The organism is Thermoanaerobacter sp. RKWS2 (genome assembly GCF_026240795.1).
Classification (GTDB): Bacteria; Bacillota; Thermoanaerobacteria; order Thermoanaerobacterales; family Thermoanaerobacteraceae; genus Thermoanaerobacter; species Thermoanaerobacter ethanolicus.
Genome location: NZ_CP110888.1, coordinates 1900001 through 1915723 on the forward strand (window position 1 = coordinate 1900001; position 15723 = coordinate 1915723).

A 15723-nucleotide genomic window follows, 5' to 3' on the forward strand; every position below is an offset into this window, starting at 1 on the left:
GATTATCATCGAAGACCGTTACTTTCTCAATAAGTTTCCTTACCAGCTGCTCATCATATACCTTCAGCCGGTTGGACTGCTCACTCAAGAATTCTGTCATCTCAGCAATCCTCTGCCTTCTTCCTTCACGCTCTGCATTTTCAACCAGTGCATTTTGCCTTAGTTCCCGTAAGCGATATATCTCATCAGCCACTTCGTTATAATCATTCTTGGATTTTGCTTGTTTAAGAAGCTCCTGCTGCAAGTCATTCAATTTTACATCAACGTCATCGGTAGCATTATCGCTTTCCGCATTAAGCACGGTAGCTATATTATCTTGCAACGACTGGAGGAAAGATTCTTTGTTGCCTAGAAGTTCATTGATAGCTTTTATAACCGCAGTCTGCAAAGTTTCTTCATTTATTGTAGGGGAAGTGCAGTCAGATTCCTTTTCTTCCAGGCGGCTGACACATCGCCATACGATAGACTTATAACCTCGATTGTTCCAATGTACCCTTCGAAATATTTCATGACAGTTGCCGCAGAAAACCATCTGTGATAAAGGATGCTTATTGCTATAGTTTCTCTTCTTTCCGTTCTTACTTATATGCACACATCTTCTTTTGACAAGTTGTTCTTGAACTTGCATAAAAATTTCACGCGGGATTATAGGCTCATGGCTGTTTTCTACATAGTATTGTGGAACTATACCGTTATTAGGTACCCTTTTCTTTGATAAAAAATCTACCGTATAGGTTTTCTGCAGCAGCGCATCACCGATATATTTTTCATTTCTCAAAATCTTATTGATGGTACTGGTATGCCATCTGGGATTGCCTGCACCCGTCAGAATTCCGTCAGCCTCCAAACCCCTAGCTATCTGTAGCATACTGGAACCTTCAAGATATTCTCTGTAAATGCGTTTGACGATCTCAGCTTCTTCAGGTACGATAACTAAATTGCCATCCTTATCCTTTGTATAGCCAAGAAACCGGTTGTGATTGATATGGATTTTTCCTTGCTGATATCGGTACTGAATACCCAGTTTTACATTCTGGCTTAACGATTGGCTTTCTTGCTGTGCCAAAGATGCCATAATGGTCAACAGGATTTCTCCTTTGGAATCCAATGTGTTTATATTTTCCTTTTCAAAGTAAACCGGAATATTTTTTTCTTTAAGCTGCCTTATGTACTTTAGGCAGTCCAGCGTATTTCTTGCAAACCGGCTGATAGATTTCGTAATTATCATATCGATTTTGCCCTGCATGCATTCTTCTATCATCCGGTTAAATTCTTCACGCTTTTTCGTGTTAGTTCCGGTAATACCTTCATCTGCAAATATACCAGCTAACTCCCATTCTGGATTGCTTTTAATGTAATTTGTATAATGCTCGATTTGCGCTTCATAACTGGTTGCCTGCTCCTCGCTGTCCGTAGAAACACGACAGTAAGCTGCTACCCGAAGCTTAGGTAATTCCTCTGCATTTGCACTATTCCCAATTCGCTTACGGGCAGGAATTACCGTAACATTCCTGGTTATCATCTAAAATCACCTCGCTCTTAATAAGACTATAAGCATACTCTGCCTGCTGAAATGGATCATCGTATAGATTATCCGGCATTGAAGCATGAAACTTATAATTCAGGCATTTCTTTTCATTTCCTTTATGTTCATAAATCCTGCCAAGCGCCTCAGCTCGCCTGCGTCTTTCCAGTTGTGCTTTTTCGAATGTGTCCTTGCTGATAATTGGCGGATAAAATTTGTCCTCAACATACCGTTTATCTGAAAGCATTCTTGTAACAGATGTGTGGTAACGCTTAATACCTGCTTTTAGTGCCGCTTCGCTTAAAGAAAGCCCTGAAAGATAAACCTTAAATAGCTTCTTAATTTTAACTGCTTCCTCTTCATTAATTACAGCCCTGCCGTTTTGAATGGTATATCCAAAAGGTATATGGCTCATCATTTCACCAACCTTTCCCTTAAGTTCAACCCGCATTTCATTTTGAAACCTATTTCTTCTTGTGAAAACACAATAATTTCTTCAATAAAATCCTCAAATATTTTGCTATCGAATGCATCAATCTGCTTTTCAGCTTTCGTTGCAAATTTAAGAAGCTTTTCTACCTCAACAAGGATAGTCTGACTCCCATCGATTGTGCGTTTTATGGCTTCTTTTTGTTCTTTTAATATGGCTGCTTCTTTGAGCAGCTCATTTTTCTGTGTATTAAAAAGAGCGGGTTCCAGGTATCCTTTGGCCATAAGTCCCATAATCACCTGAACTCGCTCTGTATTTTCTTTGATTTTTGCTTCCATCTCCTGAATCTTTGTTATGTTATCTGAGCAATTTGTTTTCTTTAAGCTTTGCAACAATGGTCTTAGAATGAACTTATGACCGAAAATAAGCTTATTAATCATAACAACGAAGGCCTGATGGATCGCATCCTCTCTGACAAACTTCATGGAGCAGCTTGATGCGTCCTTTATATGCTTTGTGCAGCACCATGCAATATATTTACGGTCACCGCTGCCATGAATTCGACGCTTAAAACTGCTGCCACATTCTGCGCATTTGATTTTCCCAGAGAAAGGGTAGCGTTTTTGATACTTGCTGCTTCCCTTAATTACACCTTTTTCTTTTCCTCTTTGCCTTAATATCTCTTGGGCAGCTTCAAACTCTTCATGGGATATGATGGCTTCATGATGAGCTTTTATCATGTATTGATCTTTTTCCCCACGATTATAATGCCGCTTAAAATTCTCATCTGTATAGGTTTTTTGCAGAAGGACATCCCCAGTATATTTTTCATTGCTTAAAATGCCGCGGATAGTTGTCGCTGTCCAGTGTGAACCTCTCTTTGTTGGGATTTTATCCGAATTTAGCCCATCTGCAATTATCTGTGTGCCTTTACCGTCCAAAGCCTCGGAAAAAATCCGCTTTACGATTTCAGCCTGTTCTTTATTGATAAATAGCTTTCCATCCACATAATCGTAACCATAGGGAGGATACGAAATTTTGTATGTTCCGTTTTGGAACCTACGTCTGATAGACCACTTACTATTTTCTGCAATGGATAATGACTCGTTTTCTGCAAGACTGCTCAAAATTGTCAGCACCAATTCGCCTTCCATGCGCTGCGTGTTTATATTCTCTTTCTCGAAATAGATGAAAACACCGAGATCGGTAAGTTTTCGCACCATTTCAATGCAGTCGGTTGTGTTTCTGGCAAATCTGCTGACTGACTTGGTTATAATAAAGTCAATTTTCTTGTTTTCGCAATCTGCAAGCAGTCTCAAAAGTCCAGTTCGGTTTTCCTTTTTTGTGCCTGATATGCCTTCATCATAGTAGATCCCTGCAAACTCCCAATCAGGATTTGCTTTTATATAGGATTCATAATGGTCTTTTTGTGCTTCCAGGCTTGCCATTTGTTCATCACTGTCTGTTGAAACCCTGCAATAAGCCGCTACCCTCACCTTTGGCTTGAAAGCTTGGAGAGCATTGTTTCCATCAATCCTTGTTACCTTTCTCACTGTTTTCACCTCCTTTGGGTATGTGACATGTTACCTCTGTGTGCCGCTAATAGCAAGCCAATTAGGCCATAAGCTGTGCATACATCGGCGAGAAAGTTTTGCGGTTCAATTTGTCGATTTTGTTGAATTCTTCTTCTGAAATCAGTCCCGCCTTAAGCATCCTCTGCAGAATTTTGTATGCCCGCCAGTAATCAACCTCTCTTTGAATTTCCTCCTGTGTTATCTTTGTATAGTTCGTTTCCTGCGGGTTATATGGTAAATGATTAGCCGCCTCTATCATTCAAGCACCTCCTATAAAGACTTAGGACAGCCGCGATTGGCTGTCCTTTATCGTTATTCCGGCAATTTGAGAACTTGTCCGGGGTAAATAGTATCTGAAGTCAGGCCATTGAGTTTCTTAATCTCCGGAAATCTTGTTCCTCTACCGAGTTCTTTTTCCGCTATTCTCCATAAGGTATCGCCTTTTTGCACTGTATAGGTTCTATTGCCCTTGTTATCAGGAATGCTGTTTACAATTACAAGGTTTTCTTTTGCTACCCAAGTGTTTATGCCTGCGATTTCTTGACCACCGGATTTCTTAACCTTTTTACCAAGCAATACACATTCTTTGCCGCCTTTTATGACCGGCTTGCCTTTGTATAAAGTCTGTGTGACCCTGTGGTAATAGTCATTTTTGACCCACGTTGGAACTTCCACACTGCCGGGGTAGTAATTCTTTACACTGACCTTAAACTCCACCATATCTCCAATTCCAATATCAGTATTGATATCTGTACTGTTCTCCAGCGCTTTTTTTACTGCTTTACGGAAAGTGTCCATATTCTCCCCATGCTTGGGAAACCAGTGCATCACATCAGCATGGTTGCTGGCAATACCGAGCTTATATCCTTCGGAGTGGCAGATGATGTCATTCTCATTAAGACCGTACTTCTTGCAGAGCATAACGCAGAGTTCAACAGCATTCTGCCACGCTTTACGGAAATAATCTTCCTGCTTTGCTGCATCATAACCCACCATTACCGACCCGGATTTATACGAAAACCCAGCAGGCTCACAGATTTCAAAGCCAATATGGGTATTGTTGGCTGCTCCTCCCGCATGCCACCCGCGATGATCCCAAGGCAGGTATTGCCAAACCTCTTTATCGTCTACAAAAGCGTGAACACATACCTGCCTGTTTATTTCACCGGCCTTGTAAGATTTGTTCCAACGGGAAAACCACTCAGCCGCCATTACACCCGGCACAGCCGTCGAATGTACCATGATTCCTTTAGGCGTGATTTTGCGGCCTGCTGTATAGCAATCGTTTCGCGTCATGTATTTTGTAAAAAGCTTCATTTCTTTTCATCCTCCTCATTTGAGCGGCCATGCAGTTGTTCCAATGCGTTCTTCAGCTTTTCAGGAATGGGCAGTCCTATATGTGCTGCATTCTCAAGAATTGAAACTCCTTCATTACTTAGGTAAAAGAAAATCACTGCTGTCCGAATTGCCCCGCCATTGCCGAGCACCTGGCTGTCGATTATGTGTCCCACACCCACAAGTACAAAAATAAGTACCTTCTTAAAGATGCCCTTGGCCCCGACTTCACTCGAAAGCTTTTTGTCTACAATGGCACACATCACGCCGGTCACATAGTCAATGGCCACAAAAGCGATGAGCGCATATAAAAATCCATCCAGCCCTCCAAGAAACCAGCCAAGAAATCCGCCAATAGCAGTAAAAACCGCCTGCACCCAGTTCCATACTGTTTTCATTGTCTTAACCCTCCGTTCAACTTGAATTTTGCATATAAAAAAGCGCCCTGCCTTAAAGCAAAGCGCTGAATATATAAAACTTCTAATCTATATTTGCTTCGGAAGCGCTTCCCACAGCCGCATATCCTCCTGCCCAAGCGACCAGATGGCTATACCTCGCAATTTCCATCGATAAGCCGCTTCGTTTACCCAGTAAACAAGGCTATCCACATCCTGGTAATACAGAATAGAAAAACCATCCGCATCTCCGAGAAAAAGTCGGGATATCCAGATATTGATGTCTTTTGGTATAACTTTTACTTCATAGTCATTACCGCAGGAAAGCGTCAAAAGCTGCGAGTGGAAAAAATCATAATCCATCGAAATGTCCTCATTGCGAGTTGCCGATTCCTCCACATCGCTATTTACTGAAAACACCTGAAATTCATCATCCCACGTGACACCAGTGCGAGCAAGCCTGCCAAAGCTGGTTATAGTTCCGTCCGGAAGCTCCACATCAAAACGCTCGTATGGTTCATATGCCCACGCATCGCCCAGCCGCAGCAGCTCGCATACCGTCCGGTTGTCCGAGCAGTACCCTGCATAACCACTTCCACCGTTTACATTCACTGTGAAGCGCAGGGTTGAAGCTGCACCGGAATATACTCTTACCTTATTGCCGCGTTTTCGCATCTCTATAGTATACATATTCGGATTAGCACGAAGATCGGCATCTGCAGTTTTTGAGAAACTGGCGGAGTAGCTGCCAAGCAAGGAAGTACCTTGATAAAGCTCGACTCTTTGCGTGTCATAATTTAAGCAGCAGAAAATATCACCAAGGAATACCCCAGCCCTTCCGCTGCTATTTTGAGGGAAGGCCAGCCTTGCCCGGATATGAATATCGGAAAACCCGTCGTATTTCCATGCAAGTTTGCCATATCCCTCAAGCTGGGAATATGGACGGTTTTCTGTGCTGTCTGGGTCTTGCCAAACATCCCATTCGCCATCCAGCACAGTCCAGTAGTTTTCAGGCAGGATGTTCCTGTCTCGAAAATCCTCATACCAAATAAGCGCCGAGTCGGGTTTTCTTCGCAACATTTCAAAGGTCAGTTTAAACCCTCGATCCGGCTCAACCATCACACCATTTACATCCTTGAACCGACGAGGAGAGAGCATAAAGCTGGCTTCACCGGCAAAGGGATACTCCGAAAATCCACTGCAAACCCTAAAACCGTAAAACTGGACTCCCGGCACACCACCACTTATGCTGACAGCATGCGTTCCCTCTTGGAGAAATACACCTTTTGCAAGTGTCAACCAGCAAACTCTTCTCCAGTATGGCCACCATAAACGGTTCTCGCTGAAAGTCTTTGATATACCATCAAGGGAAACGATAATCGCATTTTTGTCCCAGTAAGGAAAGCAAAGCTGTACTGCAATATCGTAATATCCCGCTTCTCTTATCTCAAAACGGTACTCTGCTGACGCCTGGTCATCTCCAAGTGAGGCCATCTCATCAGTAATAATGACATTTCCTTCGTATTCATCCGGAACTCCGTTCCTGTCAATATAAATGGTTCCGAACTCCGATTTCTGCTCCTTGCCATAGCTTGTCAAATATCTTCGCCTGTTGTAAACCCCTTTTAGCAGCGGATATTCCCAAGATACAGCATCCCATCCTTCCATATAGTCATATACATGAGGAAGAGCCCAAGGTACTTTGTTATAGTCATCCCAGTAAGCCACAATTGGAATAAACGGCTGGGGCGGTGCATCGCCTGTGAAATTGTAAACCCCAGTCATCCAGTATTTTGCCGCATAGTAGGTATTAGACACTCCTCGATAGGTTATTCCGAGGTTTTCAGGTGTATCATGAATCCTCCAGTTCCAGCCATAAGCAGGCAACCCCATGAATATCTTGTTGGGTGACATAACGGAAACAGCATAATCATATATGCCCTCAAGCCAGTCACGAGGAGATACCGGGCCGGGAGCAGAGCCCGCCCATGCCATGCCATAGCTCATGATAGCGGCGGTATCGCAATAGTCGTTAAGATCGGCATAAACACACCAGTTTTCACCGCCCACTGAGCCTTGAACGCCGGTCATACCCGGAAGGCAGATGTTGACAAGCTTTGTTGCATCATAAGACTTAACTGTATTGTATATATCCCTAAATAAAGCATTCGCCGCATCCTTGTTTTCATAACCTCCACCGCGCTCAAGGTCAATATCTACCCCAGCGCACCATGGATACTTGTTCATTATTCGGATGATTTCAGTGAGAAACTTATCCTTTGCACCGTTTTCGTTGTTGCGAAGTGTAGTAAAAATATTGGCTATTCCATGATTCATAATAGTGAGCAGCCACTTAATGTGCGGCCATTTCTGAATATACGGAAGCATGCTGCTGATGCTGGTACCGGTTTCAGTGATTGTACCTGTTGCGTCAACCTCAAAAGTAAAAATGCCTACCGTATCAAGGCGGTCGCCATAGTCTCTAAGCGCTTCATACATTCGGGCATTTCCCATAAAACTCCACACCATGCACCGTTTGCCTTTTAAGAAATCCCTCACAACCGATCACCGCCTTCCTGCATCTCCTGAAATTCAAAGAGCAACCGCGCCGATTTTCTCTCTTCCAGTTTCACTGTATGTTTGCTGTCCCATGCCGCAGAATATTGATAAAACCCATCCTTAGGAGTCTGACTTCCGTTTTTTAGGCATTGGCGGGTGGAAGCCTTGAGTGTCAGCTCATCGCCTGCGTTAACCGAGTCAAGAAACCTTACCTTATGCGCGCCCATACCTTGGGATATTTCAATACTTCCTGCGGCCATATCCTGTATAGGATAGATATAGCAGTCAAGACCAGCAGAAGTTTTACCCAGGTTGAATAAAATTACAGTCTCCGCTGTTCGCACCACACCGTTATAATGCCGGGGCGGAACTGGCTGCCCGTTTTCCTGCATTTTCGTTAGCATTTTGCTCGTGTGGACGGTATAGCCTGTCAACTGATCTCCATCCTGAAGCTGCAGGTCGGTGAAATATATAGTTCCGGTACAATCTGTGATCATCAGACGAACTGTGATACTGACCACGCGCATTTCTTTCTTAATCATTAACGTTTCTGCGAACCTGATAAAGCTGTTTTTTGCCATCGTCAACACTCCAGATAAAATAAAAAAGACCGCTGATGCGATCTCTTATAACAAAACTGAATTAATTTTTTACAATGCCTTATTCTTTAGGAGTTATATTATTTAAAGCTTCTATTAAATCTTCTCTCGTTACAATCATTTGACATATCTTTTTTGATGCTTTCCCATCTTCAGTAGGCGTCGCCATTACATCCAGAGTAATGAATTCGCCACCTTGTAACATCGATGTGTTTTTGTAAAACTTTAAATACCTCCCAGAGATTTGACATTCTACATGCAATGGTCCAAGGGAGTTTTTTCGGCGTTGTGAATATGTTATTGGAAACTGTTTAATTTTATTATTATCCAACTTCGGCACATCCTTTCAAAAATATAAATCAAACAAATTATACCATATTAATACCTCCTGCTCCTATTTATCCGTCCAATGTCCACTGAATTTCGCATACATGCCCGATCCATCCAGTGGAAACCGAACCGCCCTGAAGCAATAAGTCTGTAAAGTACACTGTGCCGGTGCAGTCAGTGACGCACAGCCTGATGGTGATAGATTTGACTCTGCTGATACTTTTGGGAGAAATACTGTGTGCAATCTGATTGAAATATGCCATATCATCACCCTCAAATCAGGTCTATAAATCTTGTTTCTGTTGTACCGTCCTCGTATTCAATGACTATCTCAACACCAACTTGGCCGTTTTCGCCCTTTTCAAGGTTTTCGGAAGCAATCTGCGCTGAAAATGTATAGCTTTTACGTGTTGCTGGGTATACCGTCTGTGACAGACTCTTTGTCATACCAGGTACACCAACAGCCTTGAAGGAAGCAGTTCCCGAAACACCATTCTCAGTATCCACTTCAAAGCCGGAATTGACCCAGTAGGCAAAACCATCATCCGCTCTGGAATTGCGCAGATGGTTGAATGGTACCATATCTTTAATTTCCTGACGGTTTATCAACTCTGCTGAGGACAGCGCATCCGCTGCCTTGTCCCACTGTGCTGAAGAATCGCCGAGTTCCCGCAGTTTAGTTGAAAGCTCAATCACTGTTTTCCATGGCTCCTGCAAGTTATACTGCCTTCTCACAACACGAGTCTTTACCAAAAGGCCTAGTTCCTTATCGTCTACCGTTACAATATCACCCAGTTTCCATGCTTCGTGCTCATAACCGGTTAGCGCAGATAAATCCATTGCAGACAGTACATAAGAAACGCGAGGCTTCGAATATTCTGCAAGCCGCATTTTTGCATATTCCAGCATCTGATACGGATTTGTAAACGACGAACAATCAAGCGTCGACACCCTCACTTCACTGGAAAAAGTGTAATCTTCCACGTATTCCTTACCTCCATTAATTGAAGCGAAGGTCAATCCGTCCTTTCCATAAGCATAGAGCCTTGTCACTAATTCACGTGTATCGACTACCCGCTGAATACTTTTCAAATTCTTTCTATATGAAAAAAGCGCTCCGCTATCAGTACCACTAAAAGTCAAAAGGTGTACCTGGCGGTTGGCGCTGTCAAACACCAGATCGCCGCCATAAATATTCTGTACGGTGCGAAGGATGGATAAGGCATTTTTTTCTGTACACTGCCATGTCCGTTTCGTAGTGACAGTAACATTTCCTACTGTCCAACCTGTACCCAAAAGTGCATATTGCATCGGAACATCTGCAGTATCTGCATTGAATTCTCTAGGTTCTTTTTCCGCACTGAAAGACAGATCGTAAAATACCGCTTCAGCATATACTTGCGTAATAACACGCCCATCTTCGCTTTTATTGTCCGTTAAGGTTCGGATCCGGTAAATGTCATTTACGATTTGCACTTGTTTTTCATTTTCCAGTGTGCTTCTTTTTGGATCATGGAACGGAAGCTTGAATTCCAGCGTATCCGCGCCGTTCACCTCACCAGTGACAATGATATCAAAGGCATTTTCAAGAACAGCTTCCCATGCTCCGTTTTTGTCCAAAATCACAGGACGGGCAAAGCCTAATTTCTCATAGGGCGCTTTCGGTATATCATGAAGCTGTATTTCCAGAAGTTTTGGCGTCCTCAACGGATCGCTGCTGGTAAGGGTAACACGGAACCTTATATATTGCCGATTTGGCGATTGAAGTTCACCGCTGGTTCCCACAGCCTGCCATGCAGACCATTCTTCAAGATCATCGCTTGTGCTGGTCTCTACTAGAGACACTGAAGTAACACCTGCAGTATATTCGCTTGTCACAGCTACACGACCGCTGCCCGATAATGCACATGGAACCGCCCTTGTATAAAGTACGCCACTTGCAGGATACTCGCCATCTGTTGCTTTAAGGGTGACTGCGCCAGGCTCTGCCAAAGCATCTACATCCGAAGACGCATCCCCACCGTTTGCATGTAAAGACGACTTAAAATATAACAGCAAATCATCAGCTGTAAGCTGTGAGTCCGTTTCCAGAAACCAGTCGTCGAAGCCTCCGGCATAGTAGTAGGTATTTGCATGCATCCCCATAATAATGTCTGCTATACATTCCCGATTCAGCTCTCCCGAAAAGGAACGCACAGGCGACACCCAGGTTGCCCCGTCGCTGCGATCGCATATGATGTTCTGTACCTTTTTGTTGCTTACTTCAATGATGGAGGCGATAAAATACCAGCCGCCGTTTTTCAAGGTAATGGTAGCTGTTTCACTCTGGTCGTAGATTAGTGTGCCGTAGGAGTTATACAACATAAGCCTAAGTCTCCCTTGATAAAGTGAAACATAAAAAATTGGCTGACCTGGTCCTTGGCGGGTATTGAATATGGGTATATATGTCTGGCCGACCGAATAGGTGGTAGGATTAATCCAACCGCCTACAACAATCTTTTCGCCCAGATTGCTAAAGAAACTCCCATCATTTTCTGCTATAAGATGGGTCTTTTCAGAAGTCGGATTAACAATATTTTGCCTGAAGTATCTTCCGAATCTTCCAGCAATAAGGTTTGCCGATGTCCCTGACCAGCCAGAGATGGTAAAATGTCTGCCATGTCCCGATGAGTCTATAAGCTGAAGATTTTCGTCTGGTGTTTTTTCATTAAATCGCCATAAAGCAGACGTCCTTGATGTTACAGGAAACTCACCGGTAAAATCCTCTTGGCTCGTTAGAATTGATTTTATCGCCATGTTATCACCTCCATCTGCTTTTTGCCTGTATTTTTAACTCAGTAAAGGTCGCGTTTTCTGCGGCAATCTCAATATGATTAACACCTTTCCTGAGAATTGGAAAATTCAGATCCTGCAGGCTGGGAAGGCCATTTCTCAAGGTTCCGCCTGTTTCATCAATAACCTTAGCTGTTACCATGCCGGAGTCGACAATCAGAGTTTCACCTTCAGATAATGAGCCAACAATTCTCAATTCCTCGTCGTTCGTAATAAGCGAAATATAGCTTGATGAAGACATTGATATTAAACCCTTCAATAGATAAACCGGATTGGAATCCGCATTTCCTTTAACCCTCTCCAGCTCATGAAGACCTGTTTCAGAAAGAACAAATACCTCATCTTCCAACGCATAAGCATATGGGTCGGGACAAACAAACCGAAGTTCAAAGCTGCCCGCTGTCCGCAGTAATCGCTCACAGTCAACCGCTTCTGATAAGCGAGCCATGAAATATCGGTCGGGCAAATCATCTATAACAAGTTGTTTAAGCCCGTTTTCCGGATTTAACCATTCAGCAACATTATCAAGAACCGATACAAGATCGGCAAAACTGCGCTGGGGAAGCACACTACAGCTAATTATTATGTTTCGTTCTGATATATCGCAGCCAAAATCTGCAATACCTGCTTTGCCCGGCACAGTTTCAAAGGAATTGCGCAGGGCAGGGGAGACCTGCCATTTAGTAAGTCTTGCTCGTATTTTCATACTTTGCGACGATATTCCATTGTAGATAAATCCCATATGCTTCCCTCCATTACGCTGTTATAAAACGTCCCTGCGCCCTTGAACCTGTCTGCATCAGGTTATATAACTCCTGTGAAATCCTACGTATGTCTTCTTCACCACGAACAATCATCTGCTGCACCACAACAAGCGGCCCGGAAGCTAAACCGCTAAATCCGCCTCGTCCACTTACATTAATGTCAGGAGAAACATTAAAGTCTGTCGGCACTGCATTTTGCATATCGTCCGCCACTCTGGCCATAGCTTTGTCAAATCCCTCACCAATACCCAGTGCCATATTGCCGCCAATGCCTTCAAAAACAGTGGACGGAGATCTGATTCCGAGGAAATTTTTTACTCCATCAACAATACCGGAAAAGAAACCGGAAACCTTATCCTTAATCCAGCTACCAAGGCTTTTAATACCTTCCCAGATGCCTTTTACAATGTTCTTACCAATCTCAACTACTGAAACAACCGCCTTGCCCAAACCTTCTATAATAGCCGCAACAATCTGAGGTAAAGACTTTACTAGTTCTGGAATGGCTTTCACAAGCCCGGCAGCAAGCTGTACGATAAGAGTAATTCCTAATTCTATGATCTTCGGCATATTGTTCGTCACAAAGTCAATGATTGTTGTAATTATCCTCGGCAGTGCTTCAATTAGTTCTGGCAATGCATTTAAAAGTCCCTGCGCCAGTCCCTGAATCAATGTAAAAGCAGCTTCAAGGATTTTGTCCATATTATCCAGCAGCCCTTGCACAATGGTGATCACTGCTTGAACCGCTGCTGGAATTAGCTCCGGTAATGCTTCTCCAAGCCCCATTACCAACGCTGTGATTAGCTGCACCGCTGCATCAATGAGTAAAGGCAGGTTATCAATGAGTGCTCCGACAATGGTCATGACCGCATCTACTGCTGCTGGAATCAGCTCCGGCAACAGGCTCAAGAGAGTTTGAAGCACCTGAGAGAACAATTCAGTTACAGTTTGCAACAGCACGGGAAGCAGATCTTTGACTGCTGAGATAATCGCACCGGTTGCCTCCGGCAGAGCAGCCACTATATTTTCCAAAACCGGTACGATATTTTTAACTACAGCCTGAAAGGCATCCACAAGATTTTGTGTTAGGTTCGTCATATCAGCGTTCGCATTGCCAAGTCCTGCTATAAACGAACTTAGAGAGGCTTGTAAAAGACCAATGGAACCGCTGATGGTCTGGGTAGACTCTCTTGCGAAGTTGCCAGCATACTGTTCGGTTTTTTCTAAAAACATCTGCATGGCAATCTCGGCCTTTTCGGCATTGGTTGCGCTATTCCATGCAAAGTCCAGTCCTTTTGCAAGAGCATAAGCTTCAATGGTAGTGGCGTTCATGGCGACACCCAGATTATCCATCATGGTAAAGTTACCCTTGGCTGCGCCAGCGATGGATTCCATGGCAGTCTGCATGTCAATACCCATAACCGAAGCCATATCTGCCGCCCGTTGCATGGCCTTCTCAGTAAGCTCCAGACTTTTTTGCTGATCGACACCAGCACCCTGAAACAATGCGCCCATTTTGTTGGCGGTGGCAAGATACTCGGATTGAGACAAGCCCAGATTCTTGTAGGCTTCTTCTCCCGTTTTTTGGATACGTGTAGCATATTCGCCAAACACAGCTTCAGAACCGCCAAGGTTCTGCTCAAGCTCACCAAACTGCTCCACGACCTCTTTTCCCAGCTTGATGGCAGCCGCGCCGCTGCGGCCGCTGCAGCACCCATAGCCGCGCCAACACCTTTAAGAACGCTGCCCAGCTTCTCAAATTTCAAGCTGGATTTTTCGGCGTTGTCTCCACTTTCCTTCAATTCGTCCCCAAGCTCGTCTGCACTTTCAGCAGACTGTTCGAGCTCGCGCTCCATTTTGTTCAGTTCGGCTTTTGCATTATTAAGCTGTATTTGCCACGACTGAGTACGTCTGTCGGTTTCTCCGAAAGATGAGGCGGCATTGGCAAGCGCTTTCTCCAAAGTAGCAATTTTTTCTTTCTGCAATTCGATCTCTTTGTTAAGCACCTTGTTTCTTGCAGTAACAGCTTCAACTGATTTATCTTGCTTATCAAACTGAGATGCGACCAGGTTCATTTCGCTACCCAGTACCTTAAAACTTTGGTTGATCTCGCGAATGGCGTTTTTAAATTCCTTTTCGCCTTCAATCCCGATCTTCAAGCCAAAATTGTCTGCCACATAACCGCCTCCTTTCCTGCAAAATTTTTAAATTCCATAAGGTATCACATCATCAATGGTCAGCATGCGCTTCGGTTTAGACAGTCCTAAAAACTGCTTATGGCACTCCCATAAATCAAGCAGGTACCCAATAGGCATTAGCCATACTTCATCCTCTGAACGGTTGAGCTGGACAGTACCGTAATATAGAAGCCGAGTGAACAATTCCTCATCGCTCACTCGGCCGGTGTGTTTTTTAAGTCATCCTCACTTTCAACGTTTCTTTTGGTACCCTTGAACATTGCTTCCATGATAGCGTCTTTATATGCTGCCAGTTCCAAAGGAGATGTGAGAAGTTCCACTGTCTCTTCAGTCAGGAGTTCACGCTTATCCTGATTTTTAAGGTTGTGTATCAAAATGCTCTGGTTAGCCAGCAGTGTAATCAGCCATACCACTTCGTCAAGAGCCATCTCGAAGTTCTCGGTTTTCATCAGTTTCGTGCCGAGGTTTTCAAGACCGCCGTACCTTTTTGCAATCTCCTTTGTCGCTTTAGTGGTTAGAATAAGCTGATATTCTTCATCGCCGATTTTGATAATCGCGCTTCTGTCATTATCCTGCATCATTCACTGCCTCCTCCCACAGCAAATACCGGCTCATAAACTTCCGTATACCAGCCGGTAATAGTTTCAGGCGATACACCGGGATCGTCTTCGCTGACCTCTGCCTTCCAAGGGTGCTTTCCCTGGCCATCTGGTTTGTTACGTCTCATGACTGTCCCTTCAATGGTGGGTGTCGAAAAGGTAATGCTATCACCTTTCGTTTGGAGATTTGTAGCCGGGATTCCGAATTTAACCCTGTAAAGCCAAAAATACCTGTACTTGCCGTTAGCTTTCTTGGCTCTAAAGCCGATTGCCACAGGCGCGCCTCCATCCTCGCTGGTGGAAATCAGCACCTTATTGTCATCAAGGGTGGCTCCCGTCAAAACCTCAGCAGCGTCTACTCCGATATCTGCAACACCAAGAGTCAGTGTGCCGCTTTGAAATTCCTTGACCACTTCTGCCGCCCCGTCATCGGCATAAAGTGTCGCCTCTGCCAGCTCCACAGAAAGCTCTGCCGTAATAGCCTTAGCCAGCGGAACAGGCGTGGCGTATGTCTCTTCTCCGTTTTCATTCTCAGTTATTTTGGCATAATATAACCTGTCCAGTCCGATTGTGGCCATGTTTT

Annotated in this window: 15 protein-coding genes and 1 pseudogene (1 of these 16 running past the window's edge); all 16 read right to left on the reverse strand. The window is 44.1% G+C overall.

All coding sequences use genetic code 11. From position 1 onward, the window contains the following. Positions 1-1522 carry the 5' portion of a recombinase family protein gene (locus tag OEI98_RS10115; RefSeq protein WP_266037655.1) on the reverse strand. 47 nt of this gene lie to the left of the window's left edge, so only the first 1522 of its 1569 coding nucleotides appear in the window; the start codon lies at positions 1520-1522; the stop codon falls past the left edge of the window. Continuing rightward, positions 1485-1976, reverse strand: a complete 492-nt coding sequence (locus OEI98_RS10120) for a recombinase family protein (RefSeq protein ID WP_266037657.1) — start codon at positions 1974-1976, stop codon at positions 1485-1487. The genes OEI98_RS10115 and OEI98_RS10120 overlap by 38 nt, the downstream gene beginning before the upstream one ends. After that, complete coding sequence (locus OEI98_RS10125; RefSeq protein WP_266037658.1) at positions 1940-3508, reverse strand: recombinase family protein; 1569 nt, start codon at positions 3506-3508, stop codon at positions 1940-1942. The genes OEI98_RS10120 and OEI98_RS10125 overlap by 37 nt, the downstream gene beginning before the upstream one ends. Positions 3509-3569: 61 nt before the next feature. Next, entirely contained in the window at positions 3570-3788 is a 219-nt protein-coding gene (locus tag OEI98_RS10130) for an SHOCT domain-containing protein (RefSeq protein WP_012208274.1), read from the reverse strand. Between the two features lie 53 nt (positions 3789-3841). Further along, a complete protein-coding gene (locus tag OEI98_RS10135) occupies positions 3842-4846 on the reverse strand; it encodes an N-acetylmuramoyl-L-alanine amidase (protein WP_093751237.1) in 1005 nt (334 codons plus the stop codon). Then, entirely contained in the window at positions 4843-5262 is a 420-nt protein-coding gene (locus OEI98_RS10140; protein ID WP_094045273.1) for a phage holin family protein, read from the reverse strand. Before OEI98_RS10140 ends, OEI98_RS10135 begins: the two co-directional genes overlap by 4 nt. 87 nt (positions 5263-5349) lie before the next feature. After that, on the reverse strand, positions 5350-7818 hold the full coding sequence (locus OEI98_RS10145; protein WP_266037665.1) for a glycosyl hydrolase family 18 protein: 2469 nt from the start codon (positions 7816-7818) through the stop codon (positions 5350-5352). Next, positions 7815-8399, reverse strand: coding sequence for a hypothetical protein (locus OEI98_RS10150; RefSeq protein WP_266037667.1), 585 nt, complete (start codon positions 8397-8399; stop codon positions 7815-7817). Before OEI98_RS10150 ends, OEI98_RS10145 begins: the two co-directional genes overlap by 4 nt. A 79-nt stretch (positions 8400-8478) precedes the next feature. Next, on the reverse strand, positions 8479-8622 hold the full coding sequence (locus OEI98_RS10155) for a hypothetical protein (RefSeq protein ID WP_228378971.1): 144 nt from the start codon (positions 8620-8622) through the stop codon (positions 8479-8481). Positions 8623-8815: 193 nt separating this feature from the next. Then, positions 8816-9010, reverse strand: coding sequence for a hypothetical protein (locus OEI98_RS15135; protein ID WP_003520677.1), 195 nt, complete (start codon positions 9008-9010; stop codon positions 8816-8818). A 10-nt stretch (positions 9011-9020) separates the two neighbouring features. Beyond that, positions 9021-11543 (reverse strand): phage tail protein, encoded by a 2523-nt coding sequence (locus tag OEI98_RS10160; RefSeq protein WP_266037669.1) that lies wholly within the window; start codon positions 11541-11543, stop codon positions 9021-9023. 4 nt (positions 11544-11547) lie between these two features. Next, positions 11548-12321, reverse strand: coding sequence for a distal tail protein Dit (locus OEI98_RS10165; protein WP_058258362.1), 774 nt, complete (start codon positions 12319-12321; stop codon positions 11548-11550). Positions 12322-12334: 13 nt separating this feature from the next. Continuing rightward, positions 12335-14520, reverse strand: a pseudogene (locus OEI98_RS10170) (phage tail protein). 27 nt (positions 14521-14547) lie between these two features. Next, a complete protein-coding gene (locus OEI98_RS15140; protein WP_323053745.1) occupies positions 14548-14739 on the reverse strand; it encodes a hypothetical protein in 192 nt (63 codons plus the stop codon). Further along, positions 14736-15119: a hypothetical protein gene (locus OEI98_RS10175; RefSeq protein WP_003516030.1), complete on the reverse strand. Its 384-nt coding sequence runs from the start codon at positions 15117-15119 to the stop codon at positions 14736-14738. The genes OEI98_RS15140 and OEI98_RS10175 overlap by 4 nt, the downstream gene beginning before the upstream one ends. Next, positions 15119-15718, reverse strand: coding sequence for a major tail protein (locus OEI98_RS10180; RefSeq protein ID WP_003516029.1), 600 nt, complete (start codon positions 15716-15718; stop codon positions 15119-15121). The genes OEI98_RS10175 and OEI98_RS10180 overlap by 1 nt, the downstream gene beginning before the upstream one ends. Between the last annotated feature and the right edge of the window lie 5 nt (positions 15719-15723).

Excerpts from the sequence above, each read along its gene's own strand:
- OEI98_RS10175 (WP_003516030.1), bottom strand. The coding sequence starts at position 15,119 with ATGCAGGATAATGACAGAAGCGCGATTATCAAAATCGGCGATGAAGAA.
- OEI98_RS10155 (WP_228378971.1), bottom strand. The coding sequence starts at position 8,622 with ATGTTACAAGGTGGCGAATTCATTACTCTGGATGTAATGGCGACGCCT.
- OEI98_RS10120 (WP_266037657.1), bottom strand. The coding sequence starts at position 1,976 with ATGCGGGTTGAACTTAAGGGAAAGGTTGGTGAAATGATGAGCCATATA.
- OEI98_RS10135 (WP_093751237.1), bottom strand. The coding sequence starts at position 4,846 with ATGAAGCTTTTTACAAAATACATGACGCGAAACGATTGCTATACAGCA.
- OEI98_RS10130 (WP_012208274.1), bottom strand. The coding sequence starts at position 3,788 with ATGATAGAGGCGGCTAATCATTTACCATATAACCCGCAGGAAACGAAC.
- OEI98_RS15135 (WP_003520677.1), bottom strand. The coding sequence starts at position 9,010 with ATGGCATATTTCAATCAGATTGCACACAGTATTTCTCCCAAAAGTATC.
- OEI98_RS10160 (WP_266037669.1), bottom strand. The coding sequence starts at position 11,543 with ATGGCGATAAAATCAATTCTAACGAGCCAAGAGGATTTTACCGGTGAG.
- OEI98_RS10165 (WP_058258362.1), bottom strand. The coding sequence starts at position 12,321 with ATGGGATTTATCTACAATGGAATATCGTCGCAAAGTATGAAAATACGA.
- OEI98_RS10140 (WP_094045273.1), bottom strand. The coding sequence starts at position 5,262 with ATGAAAACAGTATGGAACTGGGTGCAGGCGGTTTTTACTGCTATTGGC.
- OEI98_RS10150 (WP_266037667.1), bottom strand. The coding sequence starts at position 8,399 with ATGGCAAAAAACAGCTTTATCAGGTTCGCAGAAACGTTAATGATTAAG.
- OEI98_RS10180 (WP_003516029.1), bottom strand. The coding sequence starts at position 15,718 with ATGGCCACAATCGGACTGGACAGGTTATATTATGCCAAAATAACTGAG.